The sequence below is a fragment of the Pseudodesulfovibrio hydrargyri genome (genome assembly GCF_001874525.1).
GTDB classification, from domain to species: domain Bacteria; phylum Desulfobacterota; class Desulfovibrionia; order Desulfovibrionales; family Desulfovibrionaceae; genus Pseudodesulfovibrio; species Pseudodesulfovibrio hydrargyri.
Genome location: NZ_LKAQ01000004.1, coordinates 2,459,222 through 2,479,932, shown reverse-complemented (window position 1 = coordinate 2,479,932; position 20,711 = coordinate 2,459,222). Strand labels below are relative to the sequence as shown.

General features: G+C 60.9%; 20 protein-coding genes and 5 tRNA genes. All 25 read right to left on the bottom strand.

Annotation, left to right across the window (positions count from 1 at the left end; translation table 11 throughout):
- Position 1: 1 nt before the first annotated feature.
- The 25 genes from rplV to BerOc1_RS15675 all read right to left on the bottom strand — a co-directional run bounded on the left by rplV (position 2) and on the right by BerOc1_RS15675 (position 20,581).
- A complete protein-coding gene (rplV, locus tag BerOc1_RS15795) occupies positions 2–334 on the bottom strand; it encodes a 50S ribosomal protein L22 (protein WP_071546617.1) in 333 nt (110 codons plus the stop codon).
- Between the two features lie 12 nt (positions 335–346).
- Positions 347–616, bottom strand: a complete 270-nt coding sequence (rpsS, locus tag BerOc1_RS15790) for a 30S ribosomal protein S19 (RefSeq protein ID WP_014324031.1) — start codon at positions 614–616, stop codon at positions 347–349.
- 11 nt (positions 617–627) lie between these two features.
- Positions 628–1,458 carry a 50S ribosomal protein L2 gene (rplB, locus tag BerOc1_RS15785; RefSeq protein ID WP_071546615.1) on the bottom strand — a complete coding sequence of 277 codons (831 nt, stop codon included), beginning with the start codon at positions 1,456–1,458 and terminating at the stop codon, positions 628–630.
- 2 nt (positions 1,459–1,460) lie between these two features.
- The gene (gene rplW, locus BerOc1_RS15780) at positions 1,461–1,754 is read right to left on the bottom strand and encodes a 50S ribosomal protein L23 (RefSeq protein ID WP_014324029.1); all 294 of its coding nucleotides are present in this window, start codon (positions 1,752–1,754) and stop codon (positions 1,461–1,463) included.
- A complete protein-coding gene (rplD, locus tag BerOc1_RS15775; protein WP_071546613.1) occupies positions 1,754–2,374 on the bottom strand; it encodes a 50S ribosomal protein L4 in 621 nt (206 codons plus the stop codon). The genes rplW and rplD overlap by 1 nt, the downstream gene beginning before the upstream one ends.
- 12 nt (positions 2,375–2,386) lie before the next feature.
- A complete protein-coding gene (rplC, locus tag BerOc1_RS15770) occupies positions 2,387–3,019 on the bottom strand; it encodes a 50S ribosomal protein L3 (RefSeq protein ID WP_071546611.1) in 633 nt (210 codons plus the stop codon).
- Between the two features lie 10 nt (positions 3,020–3,029).
- Positions 3,030–3,350 (bottom strand): 30S ribosomal protein S10, encoded by a 321-nt coding sequence (rpsJ, locus tag BerOc1_RS15765; RefSeq protein ID WP_014324026.1) that lies wholly within the window; start codon positions 3,348–3,350, stop codon positions 3,030–3,032.
- Between the two features lie 131 nt (positions 3,351–3,481).
- The gene (fusA, locus tag BerOc1_RS15760) at positions 3,482–5,554 is read right to left on the bottom strand and encodes an elongation factor G (protein WP_071546609.1); all 2,073 of its coding nucleotides are present in this window, start codon (positions 5,552–5,554) and stop codon (positions 3,482–3,484) included.
- A 15-nt stretch (positions 5,555–5,569) separates the two neighbouring features.
- Complete coding sequence (gene rpsG, locus BerOc1_RS15755; RefSeq protein WP_071546607.1) at positions 5,570–6,040, bottom strand: 30S ribosomal protein S7; 471 nt, start codon at positions 6,038–6,040, stop codon at positions 5,570–5,572.
- Between the two features lie 98 nt (positions 6,041–6,138).
- Entirely contained in the window at positions 6,139–6,510 is a 372-nt protein-coding gene (rpsL, locus tag BerOc1_RS15750; RefSeq protein ID WP_014324023.1) for a 30S ribosomal protein S12, read from the bottom strand.
- A gap of 216 nt (positions 6,511–6,726) precedes the next feature.
- A complete protein-coding gene (rpoC, locus tag BerOc1_RS15745; RefSeq protein WP_071546604.1) occupies positions 6,727–10,881 on the bottom strand; it encodes a DNA-directed RNA polymerase subunit beta' in 4,155 nt (1,384 codons plus the stop codon).
- Between the two features lie 84 nt (positions 10,882–10,965).
- Complete coding sequence (rpoB, locus tag BerOc1_RS15740) at positions 10,966–15,099, bottom strand: DNA-directed RNA polymerase subunit beta (RefSeq protein WP_071546602.1); 4,134 nt, start codon at positions 15,097–15,099, stop codon at positions 10,966–10,968.
- 287 nt (positions 15,100–15,386) lie between these two features.
- Positions 15,387–15,773 carry a 50S ribosomal protein L7/L12 gene (rplL, locus tag BerOc1_RS15735; RefSeq protein WP_071546600.1) on the bottom strand — a complete coding sequence of 129 codons (387 nt, stop codon included), beginning with the start codon at positions 15,771–15,773 and terminating at the stop codon, positions 15,387–15,389.
- A 40-nt stretch (positions 15,774–15,813) separates the two neighbouring features.
- Positions 15,814–16,335, bottom strand: coding sequence for a 50S ribosomal protein L10 (gene rplJ, locus BerOc1_RS15730; protein ID WP_071546598.1), 522 nt, complete (start codon positions 16,333–16,335; stop codon positions 15,814–15,816).
- A 156-nt stretch (positions 16,336–16,491) separates the two neighbouring features.
- Entirely contained in the window at positions 16,492–17,199 is a 708-nt protein-coding gene (rplA, locus tag BerOc1_RS15725) for a 50S ribosomal protein L1 (protein ID WP_071546596.1), read from the bottom strand.
- Between the two features lie 14 nt (positions 17,200–17,213).
- Entirely contained in the window at positions 17,214–17,639 is a 426-nt protein-coding gene (gene rplK, locus BerOc1_RS15720; protein WP_071546594.1) for a 50S ribosomal protein L11, read from the bottom strand.
- A gap of 46 nt (positions 17,640–17,685) precedes the next feature.
- On the bottom strand, positions 17,686–18,243 hold the full coding sequence (gene nusG / locus BerOc1_RS15715; protein ID WP_041915844.1) for a transcription termination/antitermination protein NusG: 558 nt from the start codon (positions 18,241–18,243) through the stop codon (positions 17,686–17,688).
- Positions 18,244–18,276: 33 nt separating this feature from the next.
- The gene (secE, locus tag BerOc1_RS15710) at positions 18,277–18,534 is read right to left on the bottom strand and encodes a preprotein translocase subunit SecE (protein WP_071546592.1); all 258 of its coding nucleotides are present in this window, start codon (positions 18,532–18,534) and stop codon (positions 18,277–18,279) included.
- Between the two features lie 83 nt (positions 18,535–18,617).
- Positions 18,618–18,694 (bottom strand) — tRNA-Trp (locus BerOc1_RS15705).
- Between the two features lie 13 nt (positions 18,695–18,707).
- Positions 18,708–18,857, bottom strand: coding sequence for a 50S ribosomal protein L33 (gene rpmG / locus BerOc1_RS15700; protein ID WP_071546590.1), 150 nt, complete (start codon positions 18,855–18,857; stop codon positions 18,708–18,710).
- Between the two features lie 2 nt (positions 18,858–18,859).
- Positions 18,860–20,053, bottom strand: coding sequence for an elongation factor Tu (gene tuf, locus BerOc1_RS15695; RefSeq protein WP_071546588.1), 1,194 nt, complete (start codon positions 20,051–20,053; stop codon positions 18,860–18,862).
- An 88-nt stretch (positions 20,054–20,141) separates the two neighbouring features.
- A tRNA-Thr gene (locus BerOc1_RS15690) sits at positions 20,142–20,217 on the bottom strand.
- Between the two features lie 50 nt (positions 20,218–20,267).
- Positions 20,268–20,344: transfer RNA gene (locus BerOc1_RS15685), tRNA-Gly, on the bottom strand.
- 63 nt (positions 20,345–20,407) lie between these two features.
- A tRNA-Tyr gene (locus BerOc1_RS15680) sits at positions 20,408–20,493 on the bottom strand.
- A gap of 12 nt (positions 20,494–20,505) precedes the next feature.
- A tRNA-Thr gene (locus BerOc1_RS15675) sits at positions 20,506–20,581 on the bottom strand.
- Positions 20,582–20,711 lie beyond the last annotated feature (130 nt).

Sequence of the window (20,711 nt, the reverse complement as noted above, 5' to 3'; positions counted from 1 at the left end):
ACTACTGTTCCTTGACTACGATGGTGATGTGACTGGTGCGCTTCCGGATGCGGTAGGCGCGGCCCATGGCGCGCGGCTTGATACGCTTCCAGGTGGGACCCTCGTCGACGACCACCGAGTGGACGATCAGAGAGTCGACATCGACGCCGGGCATCTGCTCCGCGTTGGACACGGCGGAGTACAGCACCTTGCTGAGAATGTCGGCGGGCTTCTTCGGGGTGAACCGGAGGATGTTCAGGGCGTCCTCGACGCCCTTGCCCTTGATGTTCTCGGCCACGATGCGGGCCTTGCGCGGAGACACGCGGATGAACTTGGCAACTGCTTTGGCTTCCATAGTGCGCTCCCCCTACTTCTTCTTGTCGGCGACGTGGCCGAAGTAGGTGCGGGTCGGGGAAAATTCACCCAGCTTGTGACCGACCATGTTTTCGGTCACGAACACGGGGATGAACTTCCGGCCATTGTGGACGGCGAAGGTCATACCGACCATCTCGGGGACGATCGTGGAACGGCGGGACCAGGTCTTGATCACGCGACGGTCCTGATTCTCGGCGGCCACTTGGATTTTCTTGATCAGGTGACCGTCCAGGAACGGGCCCTTTTTAAGAGATCTAGGCATTGGTTATACTCCTACTTCTGGCCGCGGCGTTTGACGATGAGCTTCGAGGAAGCCTTCTTCTTGTTCCGGGTCTTGTAGCCCTTGGCCGGGGTACCCCACGGGGACACCGGATGGCGACCACCGGAACTGCGGCCCTCACCACCACCCAGCGGGTGATCGATCGGGTTCATTGCCACACCACGGACCTTCGGGCGACGGCCAAGCCAACGATTCCGTCCGGCCTTACCGATCTTGATGTTCTCGTGATGAATGTTTCCAACCTGGCCGATGGTGGCGCAACAGGTGGCCAGGACCTTGCGGACCTCGCCGGAGGGCATGCGCAGGAGCGCGTACTTGCCTTCCTTGGCGATGAGCTGCGCGTAGGTGCCGGCGGCGCGGCAGAACTGGCCGCCCTTACCCGGGTACAGCTCGATGTTGTGCACGACGGTACCGGTCGGGATCTGGATCAGAGCCATGGCGTTGCCGGGCTTGATGTCGGCGCCTTCACCTGCGGTGATGACGTCGCCCTGATTCAGGCCGACAGGGGCCAGGATATAGCGCTTCTCGCCGTCCGCGTAGTGCAGCAGGGCGATGCGGGCGCTGCGGTTCGGATCGTATTCGATCTCGGCCACCTTGGCGGGCACGCCAAGCTTGTTCCGCTTGAAGTCGATCAGGCGGTACAGGGACTTGTTGCCGCCGCCGCGGCGACGCATGGTCACGCGACCGTTGTTGTTGCGGCCGGCCTTCTTGGTCAGACCTTTGGTCAGCGACTTCTCGGGAGTGGTCCGGGTGATCTCCGCGAAATCGGAGATGGTCTGGAACCGGCGGCCCGGAGAAGTAGGCTTCAGCTTACGGGTTGCCATGGTTACACTCCTTCGAAGATTTCGATTTTATCGCCGGCGGCAAGCTTGACGTAGGCCTTCTTGTACCCGGGGACGCGTCCACCGGTCAGGCGGCCCATGCGCTTGCGCGGCGCGGCTTTCTTGGCCACGATATTCACGGACTCGACTTTGACGTCGAAGGCTGCCTCAACGGCCTTCTTCACCTCGATCTTGTTGGAATCGGGGTGGACGTAAAAAGAGACGTGATTGGATTGCTCCTTGGCCTCGTTGGCCTTCTCGGAGACCACGGGCTTGAGCAGGACTTTCGAATAATCCATTACTTCAACCTCTCTTGAACGTCTTGGGCGGCAGACTCGAGCATGACCAGCTCGGGATACAGCAGCACGTCGTAAACATTCAGCTTGTCGGCTTCGATGACCTTGATGTGGGGCATGTTCCTTGCGGACATCTCCAGATTCTTGTCGGCGTTCTTGGCGACGATCAGGGTCTTGTTCAGGCCGAGGTTCTGGGCGACTTCGGCAAAGGCCTTGGTCTTGATCTCGGGGAGATCGATGGACTTGACCACCGTCATCTTCTCTTCGGAGACGCGGGAGGACAGGGCCATCTTGAGGGCCAGTTTGCGCACCTTCTTGTTGATCTTGAAGGCGTAGTCGCGGGGCTGGGGTCCGAAGAGGACGGCACCGCCGCGCCACAGGGGCGAACGGGTGGAGCCGGCCCGGGCACGACCGGTGCCCTTCTGGCGCCACGGCTTGCGGCCGCCGCCGGATTTCAGACCGCGGGTCTTGGTGGCGTGAGTGCCCTGGCGCTGGGAAGCGCGCTGGGCCCGGACGACCTGGTTGAGGATTTCGGGCATGATCTCCACCTCGAAAACCTCGGGGGCCAGCTCGAAGTCGCCAACCTTCTTGTTATTCTGATCTACAACTTGAATTTTTGCCATGTCGTATACCTCTTAGCCGTTCTTGCGGATCATCACGAGGCCGTTGTTGGGGCCGGGCACCTGGCCCTTGACCAGGAGGACGTTGTCCTCGGGCCTGACATCGACGATTTCCACGTTGCTCAAGGTCACACGCACATTACCCATCTGGCCGGGCATCTTCTTGCCCTTCCAGACACGGCCGGGGTACGTCGCGTTACCGACGGAACCGGGAACGCGGTGCACTTTTTCGGCACCATGGGAGGCGCGGGAGCCGGCGAAGTTGTGACGCTTCATGACGCCCTGGAAACCCTTACCCTTGGAGGTACCGGTAACCTTGACCTTTTCACCGGCGGCAAAGATATCGACGGTGATTTCCTGACCCAGTTCGTACCCTTCCACGACCTCGAGGGGGAATTCCTTGAGGTGGCGGTACAGGTCCTTGCCGGCCTTGGCCATGTGGCCCTTCAGGGGCTTGTTCACCTTGCGCTCGGGCACGGAGTCGTAGCCGAGCTGCAGGGCGTTGTAGCCTTCCTTGTCCGTGGTCTTGATCTGCATGACCGGGCAGGGTCCCGCCTCGATAACGGTCACGGGGCAGATGGTACCATCGTCCTTGAAAATGCGGGTCATGCCCAGCTTTCTGCCAAGCAATCCGAGAGTCTTAGCCATAACTATACTCCTAGAGCTTGATCTCGACGTCCACACCGGCGGGCAGCGAAAGCTTGCCCAGGGCGTCAACGGTCTGCTGAGTGGGTTCAAGGATATCCAGAAGACGCTTGTGAATGCGCATTTCGAACTGCTCGCGGGACTTCTTGTCCACGTGAACGGATTTCTGGACGGTGGTACGATGGATGTCGGTGGGCAGCGGCACGGGGCCGGCAATAGCCGCACCGGTATTCCGGGCGGTGTCAACGATCTCGGTGACAGCCTTGTCCAGAATACGGTAATCGTATGCTCTCAGTTTGATTCTGATGCGATCGCTCGCCATCGAAGCAGCCATAGTGCTTTCTCCTCAAAGGATTTATCTTTACCGCGCCCGAAAAGAAAAAGGCGCCGAACTGTGCAGCGGTCGGGTTGAGTACACCCGCACCGCCGCACTGTCAAGCAAAGGGAAAATCCTAGGCTCTACGTTTAGTCGTTTCCTTTCATCAATTCTTCGGCCAAGTTGTTCGGCAACTTCTCGTAGTGGTCGAACTGCATGGTGAAGGTCGCCCTGCCCTGGGTCTTCGAACGAAGATCCGTGGCGTAACCGAACATCTCGGACAGCGGCACAAAGGACCGGATGACCTGCACGCCCGTGCGGGCTTCCATTTCGCCCACCCGGCCGCGGCGGCCGTTCAAGTCTCCCATGACGTCGCCGAGGTAGTCCTCGGGGGTGACCACTTCCACCGACATGATCGGCTCGAGCAGTACCGGCTTGGCGCCTCTGCAGGCTTCCTTGATGGCCAGGGAACCGGCGATGTAGAAGGCCTGCTCGCTGGAGTCGACTTCATGGAAGGAGCCGAAGACCAGTTTGACCTTCACATCGACGACCGGGAACCCGGCCGAGATGCCGTTCTTCATGGCATCCTGGATGCCCTTGTCCACGGCGGGGATGTATTCCTTGGGAATCACGCCGCCCTTGATCTCGTCGACGAACTCGTAGCCGTTCTCGGGGTTCGGCTCGACTTCGATGACGACGTGGCCGTACTGACCACGACCACCAGACTGCTTGGCATGCTTGACATCGACCTTGTTCGGCGCGGAGATGGTCTCTCGGTAAGCCACGCGGGGGGCGCCCACGTTGGCGTTCACGTTGAACTCGCGCAGCAGGCGGTCAACGATGATCTCGAGGTGCAACTCGCCCATTCCGGCGATCAGGGTCTGTCCGGTCTCCTCGTCGCCCTTGACGCGGAAGGACGGGTCCTCCTTGGCCAGCTTGACGAGGGCGGCGGACAGGGTGTCGCGGTCTGCCTTGGTCTTGGGTTCGATGGCCACTTCGATAACCGGCTCGGGGATGTCCAGGGACTCCAGAACCACAGCGCGCTTGAGGTCGCACAGGGTATCGCCGGTGGCCACGTTCTTGAGGCCGACGGCGGCGACGATGTCGCCGGCGTATGCCTCTTTAATTTCCTCACGCTTGTTGGCGTGCATTTTCAACAGACGACCGATGCGCTCCTTCTTGCCGGTGGCCGCGTTCATGAACGTGGCGCCGGACTCGATCTTGCCCGAGTAGAGGCGCAGGAAGGTCAGGTGACCGACAAACGGGTCGGTCATGAGCTTGAATGCCAGCGCGGCCAGGGGCTCGTCATCGTCGCAGGGGCACTCGATGGGCTCCTCGGTCTTCGGGTCCATGCCCTTCATGACCACGACGTCCAGCGGGCTGGGCAGGTAGTCGACGACGGCGTCGAGCAGCGGCTGCACGCCCTTGTTGCGGAACGCGGTGCCGCACAGCACGGGGCAGATGGTCAGGTTCGTGGTCGCCTTGCGCACGCCCTCGCGCAGCTCTTCCGGAGTCAGGGGCTCGTCGGCCATGTACTTTTCGAGAAGGCTTTCGTCCTCCTCGGCGATGGCTTCGATCATCTCGGCGCGCATAAGTTCGTACTGGTCCTGGAGGTTGGCCGGGACGTCGGTGGTGGTGAAGCTCGCGCCGTGATCCAGGTGGTCATAGATATAGGCCTTGCCCTCGATCAGGTCGACGACGCCTTCGAAGTCGTCCTCGGCGCCGATGGGCAGCTGGAGAGGAACGGCCTTGGCGCCCAGACGAGTCTTCATCATCTCGACGCAACGGAAGAAGTCCGCGCCGATGCGGTCCATCTTGTTGACGAAGGCCATGCGGGGCACTTTATAGCGGTCCGCCTGGCGCCACACGGTCTCGGACTGGGGCTCCACGCCGGCGACGGAGTCGAAGACGGCGATGGCGCCGTCCAGCACGCGCAGGGCGCGCTCGACTTCCATGGTGAAGTCCACGTGGCCCGGGGTGTCGATGATATTGATGCGGTGCTCGCGCCAAAAGCAGGTGGTCGCGGCAGACGTGATGGTGATGCCGCGTTCCTGCTCCTGGACCATCCAGTCCATGGTGGCCTCGCCGTCATGGACCTCGCCGATCTTGTGGGACACGCCGGTGTAGAACAGGATTCGCTCGGTAGTGGTAGTCTTGCCCGCATCGATGTGGGCCATGATACCAATATTGCGCTGTTTGTCTCTGGGTACTTGTCTCGCCACTTTACTACTCCGTGACTACCAACGGTAGTGAGCGAAAGCCTTGTTGGCTTCGGCCATCTTGTGGGTGTCTTCGCGCTTCTTCACTGCGCCGCCACGGTTGTTGAAAGCGTCAAGCAGTTCGCCGGACAGGCGGGCGACCATGCCCTTCTCGCCGCGGCCGCGTGCGTAACCGATGGCCCAGCGGATGGCCAGGGCGGTCTGGCGGTCGGGACGGACTTCCATGGGCACCTGGTAGGTGGCACCGCCGACACGGCGGGACTTGACCTCCAGGGCCGGACGGATGTTGTCCAGGCACTTCTCGAAGGCGCGCAGCGGGTCTTCGTTGGTCTTCTCGGCCAGGATTTCGATGGCCTTGTAGAAAATTCGTTCCGCAGTGGACTTCTTGCCGTCCAGCATCAGACGGTTGATGAAGCGGGTGATGAGCTTGCTGCCGTATACAGGATCCGGCAGGATCTGCCGCTTGGCGACAGGACCTTTACGAGGCATTTTTTTCTCCTTGAATTTCGGCCGGGGGGACATTATTTCGGGCAGCCTCCGCCCTACTTTGTCATCCCACCCCGGGCATTGCGAAAAAAGCTATAACCTTATTTCGGGCGCTTGGTGCCGTACTTGGAACGGCCGCGGCGACGATCGTCGACACCGGAGGTATCGAGGGTACCGCGAACGATGTGGTAACGGACACCGGGAAGGTCCTTCACACGGCCGCCGCGGATCAGGACCACGGAGTGTTCCTGCAGGTTATGGCCCTCACCACCGATGTAGGCGGTGACTTCCATGCCGTTGGTCAGGCGCACGCGGGCGACCTTACGAAGCGCGGAGTTCGGCTTCTTCGGGGTCGTGGTGTACACCCTGGTGCAAACGCCTCGACGCTGAGGGCATTCCATCAGGGCCGGGGTTTTCTTCCGCTTGGGCTGCGCTTCGCGGCCTTTGCGGATGAGCTGGTTAATGGTGGGCATTCATCCTCCAATCATTAGTTAATACGATACCTGTGCGCAAATCATGCGCAAAGAGGACCGCAAGTACCCCATTCGCTCAAACATTGTCAAGGCATTTCGCCCTTCGAGCGCGCGTACTTTCGGGTCCGGACCGGCAAAAAAGTTGGAGAGGCGTTGCCTCTCCAACTTTTTCAATCAGTTATATCAAACGCTGCCGAGTTATTTTTTTCGGCCGCGCTACACCGTCGGCACGTCCACCAGGAGCGGGCTTTCCTCCAGCTCCTCAAGGAACTTGTCGGGGCGCTCGGGCTGGTCGGGCACGCTGATCTCGGAGTCCGTGTACTTGCGGAATCCGGTACCGGCGGGCACCAACCGGCCGACAATGACGTTTTCCTTCAGACCGTGCAGGTAGTCGGTCTTGCCCTTCAGGGAGGCCTCGGTCAAGACCTTGGTGGTCTCCTGGAACGAGGCGGCCGAGATGAAGGAGTCCGTGGACAGGGAGGCCTGGGTGATGCCCAGGACCAGGGTCTCGGCCACCGCGGGCGTGCCGCCCTCGGCCGTGACCTTGGCGTTCTCCTCCATGAACCGCAGCTTGTCCACCTGCTCGCCGATGAGGAAGGAGGTGGAGCCGGGGTTCAGGATCGAGACCTTCTTGAGCATCTGGCGCACGATGATCTCGATGTGCTTGTCGTTGATGTTGACGCCCTGGAAGCGGTACACGTCCTGGATCTCTTCGACCAGGTAGCGGGCCAGGTGCTTCTCGCCCTTGATCCGCAGGATGTCGTGCAGCTCCGGGGAGCCTTCGGTCAGCAGGTCGCCGGCCTCGACGAAGTCGGACTCCTGGACGGTGATGTGCTTGCCCTTGGGAATGAGGAATTCCTGGGCGTCACCGGTCTCGGGAGTGACCACGACCTTTCGCTTGCCCTTGGTCTCGGGGCCGAAGGTGACGATGCCGTCGATGGACGAGACCACACCCAGGTCCTTGGGCTTGCGCACCTCGAAGAGCTCGGCAACGCGCGGCAGACCGCCGACGATGTCCTTGGTCTTGGAGGATTCACGCGGCTTGCGCGCGATGACGTCGCCGGCGCGGACCTTGTCGCCGTCCTTGACCATGAGAATGGCTCCCACGGGCATGGCGAAGTTGGCGTCGATCTCGGTGCCGGGACGGTACACGGCCTTGCCGTCGTCGCCCAACAGGGTGACGGCCGGACGGAAGTTGGTCGTGCGGTATTCCATGATGGTGAAGGACGCCTTGGAGGTACGGTCCTCCTGGACGGTCTTCCCTTCGATGATGTCCTTGAACTTGATGGTACCGGACACGTCGACGATGAACGGCTCCATGTACGGATCCCATTCGGCCAGCGGAGTGCCCTTCTTGACCTCCTGGCCCTCGTCCACCAGCAGGCGGGCGCCGGACGGGAGCACGTATTTCTCGCGCTCGCGGCCCTGCTCGTCCACGATGCCGACCTGGCAGCTCTTGCCCAGGACCATCTTGTCGCCGTCGGAGTTGGCGACGGTGCGCATGCGCGAGGTGATCACGCGGCCGTTGTGCTGGGACTCAATGCTCGAGGACTCGATTTCCTTGGATGCGGTACCGCCGATGTGGAAGGTACGCATGGTCAGCTGGGTGCCGGGCTCGCCGATGGACTGCGCGGCGATGATGCCGACGGTCTCACCCACGTTGACCAGATGGCCGCGGGCCAGATCGCGTCCGTAGCACATGGCGCAGACGCCCTGCTTGGATTTGCAGGTCAGGCCGGAGCGGATGACGATGGAGTTCACGCCGGAAGCGTCGAGCTTCTTGGCGTACTGCGCATCGATCATGGTGTTGGACGGGATGACCAACTCGCCGGTCTCCTCGTCGTAGGTGTCGAACATGGTCACGCGGCCCAGCACTCGCTCGGCCAACCGCTGCTTGATCTCGCCGCCCTTGATGTAGTGGGTCAGCTCCAGACCGTCCACGGTGCCGCAGTCCAGCTCGGACACGGTCACGTCCTGGACGACGTCGACCAGGCGGCGGGTCAGGTAGCCGGAGTTCGCGGTCTTGAGCGCGGTGTCGGCCAGACCCTTCCGGGCGCCGTGGGTGGAGATGAAGTACTGCAGGACGGACAGACCTTCGCGGAAGCTCGCGGTGATCGGGGTCTCGATGATCTCGCCCGAGGGCTTGGCCATCAGGCCGCGCATGCCGGCCAGCTGCCGCATCTGGTCCTGGTTGCCTCGAGCGCCGGAGGTGGCCATCATGTAGATGGGGTTGAAGCTCGAGTTGACCTCGGTGTTGCCGGTCTTGGGATCGGTCAGCACGTCGGTGGACATCTCCTGCATCATTTCGTTGGAGATGTCGTTGGTCACCTTGGTCCAGACGTCGACGATCTTGTTGTATTTCTCGGTACGGGTGATGATGCCGTCCTGGAACTGGTTCTCGATCTCGTCCACTTCGGCATTGGCCGTTTCCAGCATCTTGGGCTTGCTGGCCGGAATCTTCAGGTCCTTGACGCCGATGGTCACACCGGCGCGAGTGGCGTACTCGTAACCAAGGTCCTTGATGCGGTCGCACAGGATGACCGTGGCCTTGGTGCCCGCCAGACGGTAGGCGCCGGAGACCAGGGCGGCGATATTCTTCTTGTTCAGCACGCAGTTGACCAACTCGAACGGGACATCCTCGGGCAGCAGCTCGGAAACGATGATGCGGCCGGTGGTGGTCTCGAGGATCTCGCCGTTCATGCGCACCTTGATGCGGGCGTGGATGCCGACCGCGCCGAAGTCGTAGGCGGAGATGACCTCCTCGGGGCTCGAGAAGATCATGCCCTCGCCCTTCTCGAAGGAGCGCGGCGTGGTCAGGTAGTACAACCCGAGGACGATGTCCTGGGACGGGTTGATGATCGGCGAGCCGTTGGACGGGCTGAGGATGTTGTTGGACGACATCATCAGCACGCGGCACTCGATCTGCGCCTCCACGGAAAGCGGCACGTGCACGGCCATCTGGTCGCCGTCGAAGTCCGCGTTGTAGGCGGAGCAGACGAGCGGATGCAGCTGGATGGCCTTGCCCTCAACAAGAGTGGGCTCGAAGGCCTGGATGCCGAGGCGGTGCAGGGTCGGGGCGCGGTTGAGCATGATCGGGTATTCGCGGACCACGTCCTCCAGGATATCCCAGACGACCAGGTCCTCGCGCTCGACCATCTTCTTGGCGGACTTGATGGTCGTGGCGATCTCGCGCTTCTCGAGCTCGGAGTAGATGAACGGCTTGAACAGCTCGAGCGCCATCTTCTTGGGCAGGCCGCACTGGTGCAGCTTCAGCTTGGGACCGACCACGATGACCGAACGGCCGGAGTAGTCGACGCGCTTGCCGAGCAGGTTCTGGCGGAACCGGCCCTGCTTGCCCTTGATCATGTCGGACAGGGACTTGAGCGGGCGGCCGTTGGTGCCGGTGATGGCCCGGCCGCGGCGGCCGTTGTCGAACAGGGCGTCAACGGCCTCCTGCAACATGCGCTTCTCGTTGCGGATGATGATCTCGGGCGCGCCGAGCTCGAGCAGCCGCTTGAGCCGATTGTTGCGGTTGATGACGCGGCGGTACAGGTCGTTGAGGTCCGAGGTGGCGAAACGGCCGCCGTCCAGGGGGACCAGCGGGCGCAGTTCGGGCGGGATGATGGGAATCACTTCCATGATCATCCACTCGGGCTTGTTGCCGGACTCGAGGAAGGCCTCGACGATCTTCAGCCGCTTGGTGATTTTCTTCTTCTTGGTCTGAGACCGGGTGGTCTGGGACTCCTCGCGCAGTTCGGCGCGCAGGGTCGGCAGGTCGAGAGCCTGGAGCATGGTCCGGACGGTCTCGGCACCCATGCCCACGGTCAGGGCGTCCTCGCCGAAGTGGTCGATGACCTGGAAGTACTGGTCCTCGGACACGACCTGGTGCTTTTTGAGCGGGGTCTCGCCCGGATCGAGCACGATGAACGAGTCGAAGTACAGGACCTTTTCCAGGTCGGCCATGGTGATGTCGAGCAGCGTGCCGATCTTGGACGGCAAGGTCTTCAGGAACCAGATGTGCGCCACGGGCGCGGCCAGTTCGATGTGGCCCATGCGCTCGCGCCGGACCTTGGAGGCGATGACCTCGACGCCGCACTTCTCGCAGACGATGCCGCGATGCTTCATGCGCTTATATTTGCCGCAGTTGCACTCGTAGTCCTTCACCGGGCCGAAGATCTTGGCGCAGAACAGGCCGTCCCGTTCCGGTTTGAAGGTCCGGTAGTTGATGGTCTCCGGTTTCTTGACTTCACCGTAGGACCACTCCCGGATGGTTTCGGGCGCAGCTATGGATATCTGGATAGCCTTCAGGTTACGGCCTTGTGCGGCTGCGTTCGGCGCTCCACGTAAGGTGAACAGATCGTCCAACGTCATGGATATCCCCTATCGTAAGATGTTATCTCATGCCCGGCCGGCTTGCGGCCGGCCGGGCCAATTACCTTGTTTCGTCCGGTCCTGCTAGTCCACCAGCGGCTTGGGTCCCGCCGGAATGGCGACGGGCTGCTGCGGCTGGCCGGGACGCTTGCGGTCCTCGTAATGCAGGGTCACGTCCAGACCCAGCGACATGAGTTCCTTGACCAGGACGTTGAAGGATTCCGGCAGACCGGCTTCCAGGAAGTTGTCGCCCTTGACGATCTTCTCGTACATCTTCACACGGCCCTGGACGTCGTCGGACTTGACGGTCAGGAACTCCTGCAGAAGATAGGCGGCGCCATAGGCCTCAAGGGCCCAGACTTCCATCTCGCCCAGACGCTGGCCGCCGAACTGGGCCTTACCGCCCAGGGGCTGCTGCGTGACCAGGGAGTACGGGCCGGTGGACCGGGCATGGATCTTCTCGTCGACCAGGTGGTGCAGCTTCAGGTAGTACATGATGCCCACGGTGACCCGGTTGTGGAAGGGTTCGCCGGTGCGGCCGTCGTAGAGCACGAACTTGCCGTCCGAGGCGAGACCGGCCTTTTCCAGCCAGCCCCAGATGCCGTCCTCCTCGGCGCCGTCGAAGACCGGGGTCTTGGCGACGATGCCGTTCTTCAGCTTCTTGACCGCGTCCACGAACTCCTCGTCGGACATGGAGTCGATGAGCTCGTTCATGTCGGCGGTGTCGAGGATGGACTTGACCTCCTCGCGGATGGCCTTGAGCGACTTGTCGCTCTCCTCGAGCATCAGCTGGACCTGCTGGCCGAGCTTGCGTCCGGCCATGCCCAGGTGCGTTTCCATGATCTGCCCGATGTTCATTCGGGAGGGAACGCCCAGGGGGTTCAGGACGATGTCCATGGAGGTGCCGTCCTCGAAGAACGGCATGTCCTCCTCGGGCAGGATGCAGGACACGACACCCTTGTTGCCGTGGCGGCCGGCCATCTTGTCGCCCACGGAGAGCTTGCGCTTCACCGCGACGTAGACCTTGACCATCTTGATCACGCCCGGGGGCAGGTCGTCGCCCTCGGTCACCTTCTCGCGCTTGACGTCATATATGTTCTTGATGAAGGCGATCTGCTGCTCGTAGTCGGCCGTGATCAGCTTGAGCTGGTCGTTGGCCTCGCGGTCGAACAGGCCGATGAGCTTCTTGACCGGGACGGCGTCCACGGCCTCGCGATCGATGACCTCGCCGGTCTTGCCGAGCGCGGTCTTCTTGGGACCGATCAGGTCCTTCTTCAGCGTGGCGCCTTCGAGCACGGTCCAGATCTTGTCGCGGATCGCGTCGGTCAGGGCGGCGACGTGCTTCTGCTCCTTGACGTCGAAGGCGGCCAGTTCGGCGTCCTCGATGGCCTTGGTGCGGTCGTCCTTCTCGCCCGAGCGGCGGTTGAAGACCTTGACGTCGACGATGGTGCCGGAGATTCCCGGCGGCACCTTCAGGGAGGTGTTTTTCACGTCGCGGGCCTTGTCGCCGAAGATGGCGCGCAGCAGCTTCTCTTCCGGAGTCAGCTGGGTCTCGCCCTTGGGCGTGATCTTGCCGACCATGATGTCGTCGGGCTTGATCCGGGCGCCGATGCGGATGATGCCGCACTCGTCCAGGTTCCGAAGCATTTCCTCGGAGACGTTGGAGATGTCCCGGGTCACTTCCTCGGGTCCGAGCTTGGTGTCGCGGGCGACCAGTTCGAACTCCTCGATGTGGATCGAGGTGTAGACGTCTTCCTTGACCATGCGCTCGGAGATGAGGACGGAGTCCTCGTAGTTGAAACCGCACCAGGGCATGAAGGCCACCAGCAGGTTCTTGCCGAGCGCCAGCTCGCCGTGGTCGATGCCCGGGCCGTCGGCCAGGACGTCGCCCTTTCTGACCCGCTGCCCGACCTGGACGCGAGGCGTCTGGCCGAAGCAGGAGTTCTGGTTGGACTTGTGCCACTTCTGCAGCTCGTAGTGCTTGGAGCCGCCGGATTCGGGGAACAGTCCGTTGTCGTAGTTGATGATGATCCGCTCGGCGTCCACGTAGTGGATCACGCCGTCCTCCTTGGCCAGCACGCAGGCCCCGGAGTCGCGGGCGACCGGGCCCTCCATGTCGGTGCCGACGAGCGGCTCCTCGGCCTGGAGAAGAGGCACGGCCTGGCGCATCATGTTGGAGCCCATGAGCGCGCGGTTGGCGTCGTCATGCTCCAGGAACGGAATCAGCGCGGCCGAGATGGAGACCGTCTGGCTCGGGCTGATGTCCATGCAGGTGACGTCCTCGGCAGCGGTCAGCTGGACGTCGCCGGCCAGGCGCGCGTTGACGCGCGGATTGGTGAAGACGCCGTTCGCGTCCAGGGGAGCGTTGGCCTGGGCCACCACTTCCTTGGCCTCTTTGGAGGCGTCCATGTAATTGATCTCGTTGGTGATCTTCTTGTCCACCACCTTGCGGTACGGGGTCTCGATGAAACCGTAGTCGTTGACCTTGGCGTAGGTGGTCAGGGAGACGATCAGACCGATGTTCGGACCTTCCGGCGTCTCGATGGGGCAGATGCGGCCGTAGTGCGAGGTGTGCACGTCGCGCACTTCGAAGCCCGCGCGTTCGCGGGTCAGGCCGCCGGGTCCCAGGGCCGACAGGCGGCGCTTGTGGGTGACCTCGGAGAGCGGGTTGGTCTGGTCCATGAACTGGCTGAGCTGGGAGGTTCCGAAGAACTCCTTGAGCACGGCCGCAACCGGCTTGGGGTTGATCAGGTCATGGGGCATCAGGGTGGCCACTTCCTGCAGGGACATGCGCTCCTTGATGGCGCGCTCCATGCGGACCAGGCCGATGCGGTACTGGTTCTCGACCAGTTCGCCCACGGGCCGCACGCGGCGGTTGCCCAGATGGTCGATATCGTCCGCCGGGCCGTGGGAGTCCTTGAGGCGCATGAGTTCCTTGACCGCGAGGAGGATGTCCTCGTTGGTCAGGGTGCGGATGGACAGGTCCACTTCCTGGTTCAGGCGGGAGTTGAGCTTGTAGCGGCCCACGCTGGACAGGTCGTAGTAGTCGGAGGAGCGGAACAGGTTCTCGAAGAAGCTGGCCGCGATCTCGGGCGTGGGCGGGGAGCTGGGACGCAGCCTGCGGTAGATCTCGATCTGGGCGGACTCCATATCCGTGGTCTTGTCGAGCAGCAGGGTGTCGCGCAGGGAGGAGGAAACCTCCATGCCGCGAGTGTGCAGCACGTCCAAATCCTTGATCTTGGCATCACGCAGCTTGTCGAGCAGATCCGGAGTGACCTCCTCGGCCGCCTCGGCGATAACCTCGCCGTTCTTGTCGACCATGTCGCGCGCCAGGAACTGACCCAGCAGGGAGTCGGGGTCGACCTCGATGGTCTTGACCTCGCTGCGGATGAGCTTCTTCCAGGCGCCCCGGGTGATATCGGTGCCCTTCTTGAGAAGGACCTTCCCGTCAACCTCGACATCGGCAAAGGCGGTTTCCTTGCGGTACTGCTCCGCCACCACCGTGCGCGTAACCTTGGTCTTGAGCAGGGTGTAGGACTCGAGGTCGTAGAAGTAGTCGAGGATGTCGGCGCGCGACAGTCCCATGGCCTTCAGCAGGATGGTCACGGGCATCTTGCGGCGGCGGTCGATGCGGACGTACAGGATGTCCTTGTGGTCGAAGTCGAAGTCCAGCCAGGACCCGCGCATGGGAATGATGCGGCTCGAATAAAGGACCTTGCGGCTGGAGTGGGACTTGCCCGAGTCATGCTCGAAGATGATGCCCGGGGAGCGCTGCAGCTGGTTCACGATGACGCGCTCGGTGCCGTTGATGACATACGTGCCCTTCTCCGTCATCAGCGGGAGCGTCCCGAAGTATATGTCCTGTTCCTTGATGTCGCGAATCGTGCGGTTGTCGGTCTCTTCATCCACGTCAAAAACTACGAGACGGACGGTGATACGGATGGGCGTCTCAAAGGTCAGGCCCTTGGAGATGCACTCATCGACGTCGTATTTTGGTTCGCCGATTTCATAGGACACGAAATCAAGGCTAGCGGTCTTGTTGAAATCTTCAATGGGAAAAACGGACCTGAACACGCCCTCGAGCCCGAAGTCGCCCCGGCTGGCCGGCGGAGTATCCGCCTGGAGGAAACGATTGTACGAATCCACCTGAAGCTCCAGCAGGTGCGGGATGGGGAGCGTGTTGACGATTTTGCCGAATTTTTTTCTCAGTTGACCCATTGTACCCTCATGCATGAGCGGTTGATGGTTGGGGCGCGGGGCACAAAGCCCTTGCCCTCTGTCTGGCGCATCGGCCGATTAGAGCGACCGGTGCGAAAAATGGGTAGATAAGCTGCAGCCGGAACCAAAAACCCGGCACACCGACGAGGAGCAGATTTGCATCATACAGCGGCTAAACCCAATAGCGAAAGGCGATTAAACCATTATATATACATACAGAGCAAAGAGCGCAACGCCCTTTTTTAGAGGGCGAGCGCTCTTTGCTTTGTTAGCTTAAGGCGGTGAAGTTACTTAACTTCAACTTCGGCGCCAGCTTCCTGCAGCTGCTTGGCAGCCTCGTCAGCCTCGTCCTTGGACACGCCTTCCTTCAGGGTCTTCGGAGCTTCGTCGACCAGAGCCTTGGCTTCCTTCAGGCCCAGGCCGGTGATGCCGCGGACGGCCTTGATGACGGCGATCTTGTTGCTGCCGGCACCGGTCAGGACGACGTCGAACTCGGTCTTCTCTTCCTCGGCGGCGGCGTCGCCGCCAGCGGCCGGAGCGGCGGCAACGGCGACGGCCGGGGCAGCGGCCTCGACACCGAAGACGTCTTCGAGCTCTTTGATGAATTCGGACAGTTCCAGGACGGTCATGTTGCCGATGAATTCGACAACCTGTTCTTTGGTGATATCAGCCATGATAAATCTCCTTGAAATTGATTCGCTTTGAACCTGTTGTTTACGCGGCTTCCTTCTGTTCCTTGATGGCGGTCAAGGCATACAGGAACTTGCGCTCGATGTTGGCGAACAGACAGACGAAATTGCGAGGTACGGCCTGCATGGTGCCGAGAAGGGAACTCAAGAGCTCAGGCTTGCTGGGCATCTTGGAGAGTTCCTTCACTGCGTCGCTGTCAAGAAACTGGCCTTCCAGAGTACCGAAACGCATGGCGAACTTCTTGTTCGTCTTGGCGTAATCGGCCAGCGCCTTGGCAAGGGCGACGGGATCGTCGTATCCGAGCGCAATGGCGCAGTTCTCTTTCAGATGTTCGCTCAATACACCGTGATCAGTGTCATTGAGAGCCAACCGGGCCAGGGTATTCTTGACGACTTGGTAATCGACGCCGATTTCGAAGCACTTGGCGCGCAACTGGGTCATTTCCTCGACGGACATGCCCTTGAAATCGGTGACGACGGCGATGCTGGCGCGCGAAGCTTTTTCGTGCAGCTGCTCGATGATCTGGGCTTTTTCTTGCCTGTTCATCTACCACTCCTCGTCGTTCGGCCCGGAAAGCAGGTCAAAGCTTTGTCTGAGCAGGATGTTTAAGGGGACACAGCCCCGCCTGCCGTCTCTGACTCAACCTTCCGTGCGATTATCTACAGGACCCCGTGAAGGGGTCCGGCATTCAATTGTTAAAAACTAGGCTTCCAGGAACTTGCGGACGGTCAGGGGATCGATCTTGACGCCCGGGCCCATGGTGGAGGAAACAGCCAGCGCCTTCATGTAGGTGCCCTTCGCGGAGGAGGGCTTGAGGCGCATGACGGAGTCCAGCAGGGCCTTGAGGTTCTCCAGGAGCTTGTCCGGACCAAACGAGACCTTGCCGATGGGGGCGTGCAGCACGCCGGCCTTGTCGACCTTGAACTCGACCTTACCGGCCTTGAGCTCGCTGACGGCCTTGGCCACATCCATGGTCACGGTGCCGGTCTTGGCGTTGGGCATCAGGCCTCGGGGGCCGAGCACGCGGCCGATCTTGCCGACCACGGCCATCATGTCAGGGGTGGCCACGGCCTTGTCGAACTCGAGCCAGCCGGACTGAATCTTCTCGACCAGATCGTCGGAACCGTAGTAGTCGGCACCGGCTTCCTTGGCCTCGTTCTCCTTTTCCCCCTTGCAGAAGACGGCCACGCGGATGTCCTTGCCCAGCCCGTTGGGCAGGGAGACGGCACCACGAATCATCTGATCGGAGTACTTGGGATCGACGCCGAGGTTGATGGCCACGTCCACGGTCTCGTCGAACTTGGCAAAGGCGGCGGCAACGGCGGCCTTCACGCCCTCTTCGACATCAACACGCACGGCGGTGTCGTGATCACCCACGGCGTTGCGGTATTTTTTTCCATGCTTAGGCATATTTCTTTACCTCACTAGGCCTTGACGTCGAGGCCCATGCTGCGGGCGGTGCCCTCAATCTGACGCATGGCGTTCTCGATGTCATTGGCGTTCAAGTCAGCCATCTTCAACTCGGCGATCTCTTTGATCTGGGCCTTGGTGACCTTGCCGACCTTGGTCTTGTTCGGTTCACCGGAGCCCTTCTCAAGCTTGGCGGCCTTGAGCAGGAGCACCGCCGCCGGAGGGGTCTTGGTGATGAAGTCGAAGGAACGGTCCGCGTACACGGTGATGACCACCGGGATGATCAGGCCTTTCTGGTCCTGCGTCTTGGCGTTGAACGCCTTGCAGAATTCCATGATGTTCACGCCGTGCTGACCCAGCGCCGGACCGACCGGCGGAGAGGGGTTGGCGGAGCCCGCGGGGATCTGCAGTTTGATCTTTCCTAATTCTTTCTTAGCCATTATTGTATTCCTCGATGAGAAATTTCGCTGTTAGCGACAATCCGGGCTATCCCTTGTCCACCTGGACAAAATCAAGCTCCACAGGAGTCTGACGCCCGAAAATAGAGACGGATACTTTGAGCTTGCCCTTGTCGTAATTGACTTCTTCCACAACACCGTTGAAGCCGGAAAACGGGCCGTCGATGACCCGGACCTCGTCGCCGCGCTCGAAGTTGAACTTCGGACGGGGCTTTTCCTGACGGCTTTCCATCATGTTGAGGATGTTCTCCGCCTCGCTGTCGCGCATGGGCGTCGGGCGGTTCTTGCCGCCGACGAATCCTGTCACGCGCGGGATGGACTGGATGAGGTGCCAGGAATCGTCGGTCAGGATCATCTTGATCATGATGTATCCCGGATAGAACTTGCGGGTGGAAGTCTTGCGCTCACCTTTGACCATCTCGACGATCTTTTCGGTGGGCATGACAACCTCCTCGATGAGGCCCTTGTCCTGTCCGGTGCGCATCATTTCACGCACGGTCTGTTCCACCCTCTGCTCGAATCCCGAGTAGGTGTGGACTATGTACCAGCGTGCACGAGGCGCTGCGTGTTCCATTGTGGCATCCATGTTGTGTTCCAGCCTTTGCGAGTAGCTTTGGTCCTAGGAGAGGATGGCCTCGACAATCTTCGAGAGCGCCAGGTCGACCACGCCCAGGTAGAGAGCGATGACCACGGAAACGACCAGCACGGCGATGCACGTGGTGACGGTCTCCTTGCGGGTCGGCCAGACCACTTTCTTGATCTCGACCTTGGACTCCTCAAAGAACTCGATGAATTCCTTGATCTTGCCCTTCAGACCGGCTGCCGGGGACTGTACGGCCTGCTTTTCAGCGGCCTTCTTGCCTTTCTTTTTGGCCATATCTCTTTATCCCAAATTATTGAGCGGTTGGCGGGGCCTTGCCGTATCTCGGCAAGGCCCCGCGCCGCTTTCAAAGACTTAGTTGGCAGGGGTAGAGGGATTCGAACCCCCAACATCCGGTTTTGGAGACCGGCGTTCTAGCCGTTGGAACTATACCCCTGCTCTATCGAAGACTACTTGGACTCTTTGTGGACCGTGTGCTTCTTGTCCCAGGGACAATACTTGCTCACTTCCAGGCGTCCGGTAGTGTTCTTCTTGTTCTTCTGCGTAGCGTAGTTCTTACGCTTGCACTCGGTGCACTGCAGCTGAATGTTGACTCGCATGATTACTCCACGATCTCGGTGACGACACCGGCGCCGACGGTGCGGCCGCCCTCGCGGATGGCGAAGCGCAGGCCGACTTCCATGGCGATCGGGTGGATCATCTCGACGTTGAAGGTTGCGTTGTCGCCGGGCATGACCATCTCGACGCCCTCAGCCAGGGTGACGACACCGGTGATGTCGGTCGTCCGGAAGTAGAACTGCGGACGGTAGCCGGTGAAGAACGGGGTGTGGCGGCCGCCCTCGTCCTTGGACAGGACGTAGACCTCGGCCTTGAACTTGGTGTGCGGGGTGATGGAACCGGGCTTGGCGGCAACCTGGCCACGCTCCACTTCCTCGCGCTTCACGCCGCGGATCAGCAGACCGACGTTGTCGCCGGCCTGGCCCTGGTCAAGCAGCTTGCGGAACATCTCGACGCCGGTGCAGGTGGTCTTGATGGTGGGCTTGATGCCGATGATTTCGACTTCGTCACCGACCTTGACGATGCCGCGCTCCACACGACCGGTGATAACGGTACCACGGCCGGAGATGGAGAAGACGTCCTCGACGGGCATCAGGAACGGCATGTCGATGTCGCGCTCGGGCTCGGGGATGTAGGAGTCGCAGGCGGCCAGCAGATCATAGATGGGCTTGGCGGCCGGATCGTCGGCGGAATCGCACTCCAGGGCCTTCAGGGCGGAACCCTGGATGACCGGAATGTCGTCGCCGGGGAATTCGTACTTGGACAGCAGCTCGCGAATCTCGAGCTCGACCAGTTCCAGCAGCTCCTCGTCGTCGACCATGTCGCACTTGTTCATGAAGACGACCATGGCGGGCACGCCGACCTGACGGGCGAGCAGGATGTGCTCACGGGTCTGGGGCATGGGACCGTCGGTGGCGGCGCAGACCAGAATAGCGCCGTCCATCTGGGCGGCACCGGTGATCATGTTCTTGATGTAATCGGCGTGACCGGGGCAGTCCACGTGGGCGTAGTGACGGGACTCGGTCTCGTACTCGACGTGGGCGGTGGCGATGGTGATGCCGCGCTCTTTCTCTTCAGGAGCCTTGTCGATCTCGTCGAAGGCAACGTACTCGCCGTGACCGGCCATGTGGGCCAGCTTGGTGATGGCGGCGGTCAGCGTGGTCTTGCCATGGTCGATGTGACCGATGGTGCCGATGTTAACGTGAGGCTTGCTACGTTCAAATTTAGCTTTACCCATTTCAATAACCCCCTGGATCAATAAATGTTGTGTAGGTTTCTATTTCTAAATACTTGTTGACAAGCAATTCGAACAACAAAAACGCTCGTGGAGCTCACGACCGGATTTGAACCGGTGACCTCATCCTTACCAAGGATGTGCTCTACCGACTGAGCTACGTGAGCACAGCCATACACTGTATATAAAGATGATGGAAGGAGAGAGATGGCTAAAATGGAGCGGGAAACGGGACTCGAACCCGCAACCCTCAGCTTGGAAGGCTGATGCTCTAGCCAATTGAGCTATTCCCGCTCACTCTCTGTAGTCCATCGACGGACTCTGGGACCGCCTCCTACAGCGTGACTCGAAAAATTATGGTGGTGGGGGGAGGATTTGAACCTCCGAAGGCGTATGCCGACAGATTTACAGTCTGTTCCCTTTGGCCACTCGGGAACCCCACCATTTGTGTCTTATGGAGCTGGCGATGGGACTTGAACCCGCAACCTGCTGATTACAAATCAGCTGCTCTACCAATTGAGCTACGCCAGCTCACGGGAACGAAGTCTATATACGCCGCGATGTCAAAAATCAAGAGTTTTCAACGGCCTTTTTTCCCGCAGCCGGGAAGCGCTGCCGTGCGCTCGAAGACGGGCCGGTTTAATGAGAAAAGCGGTCCTTT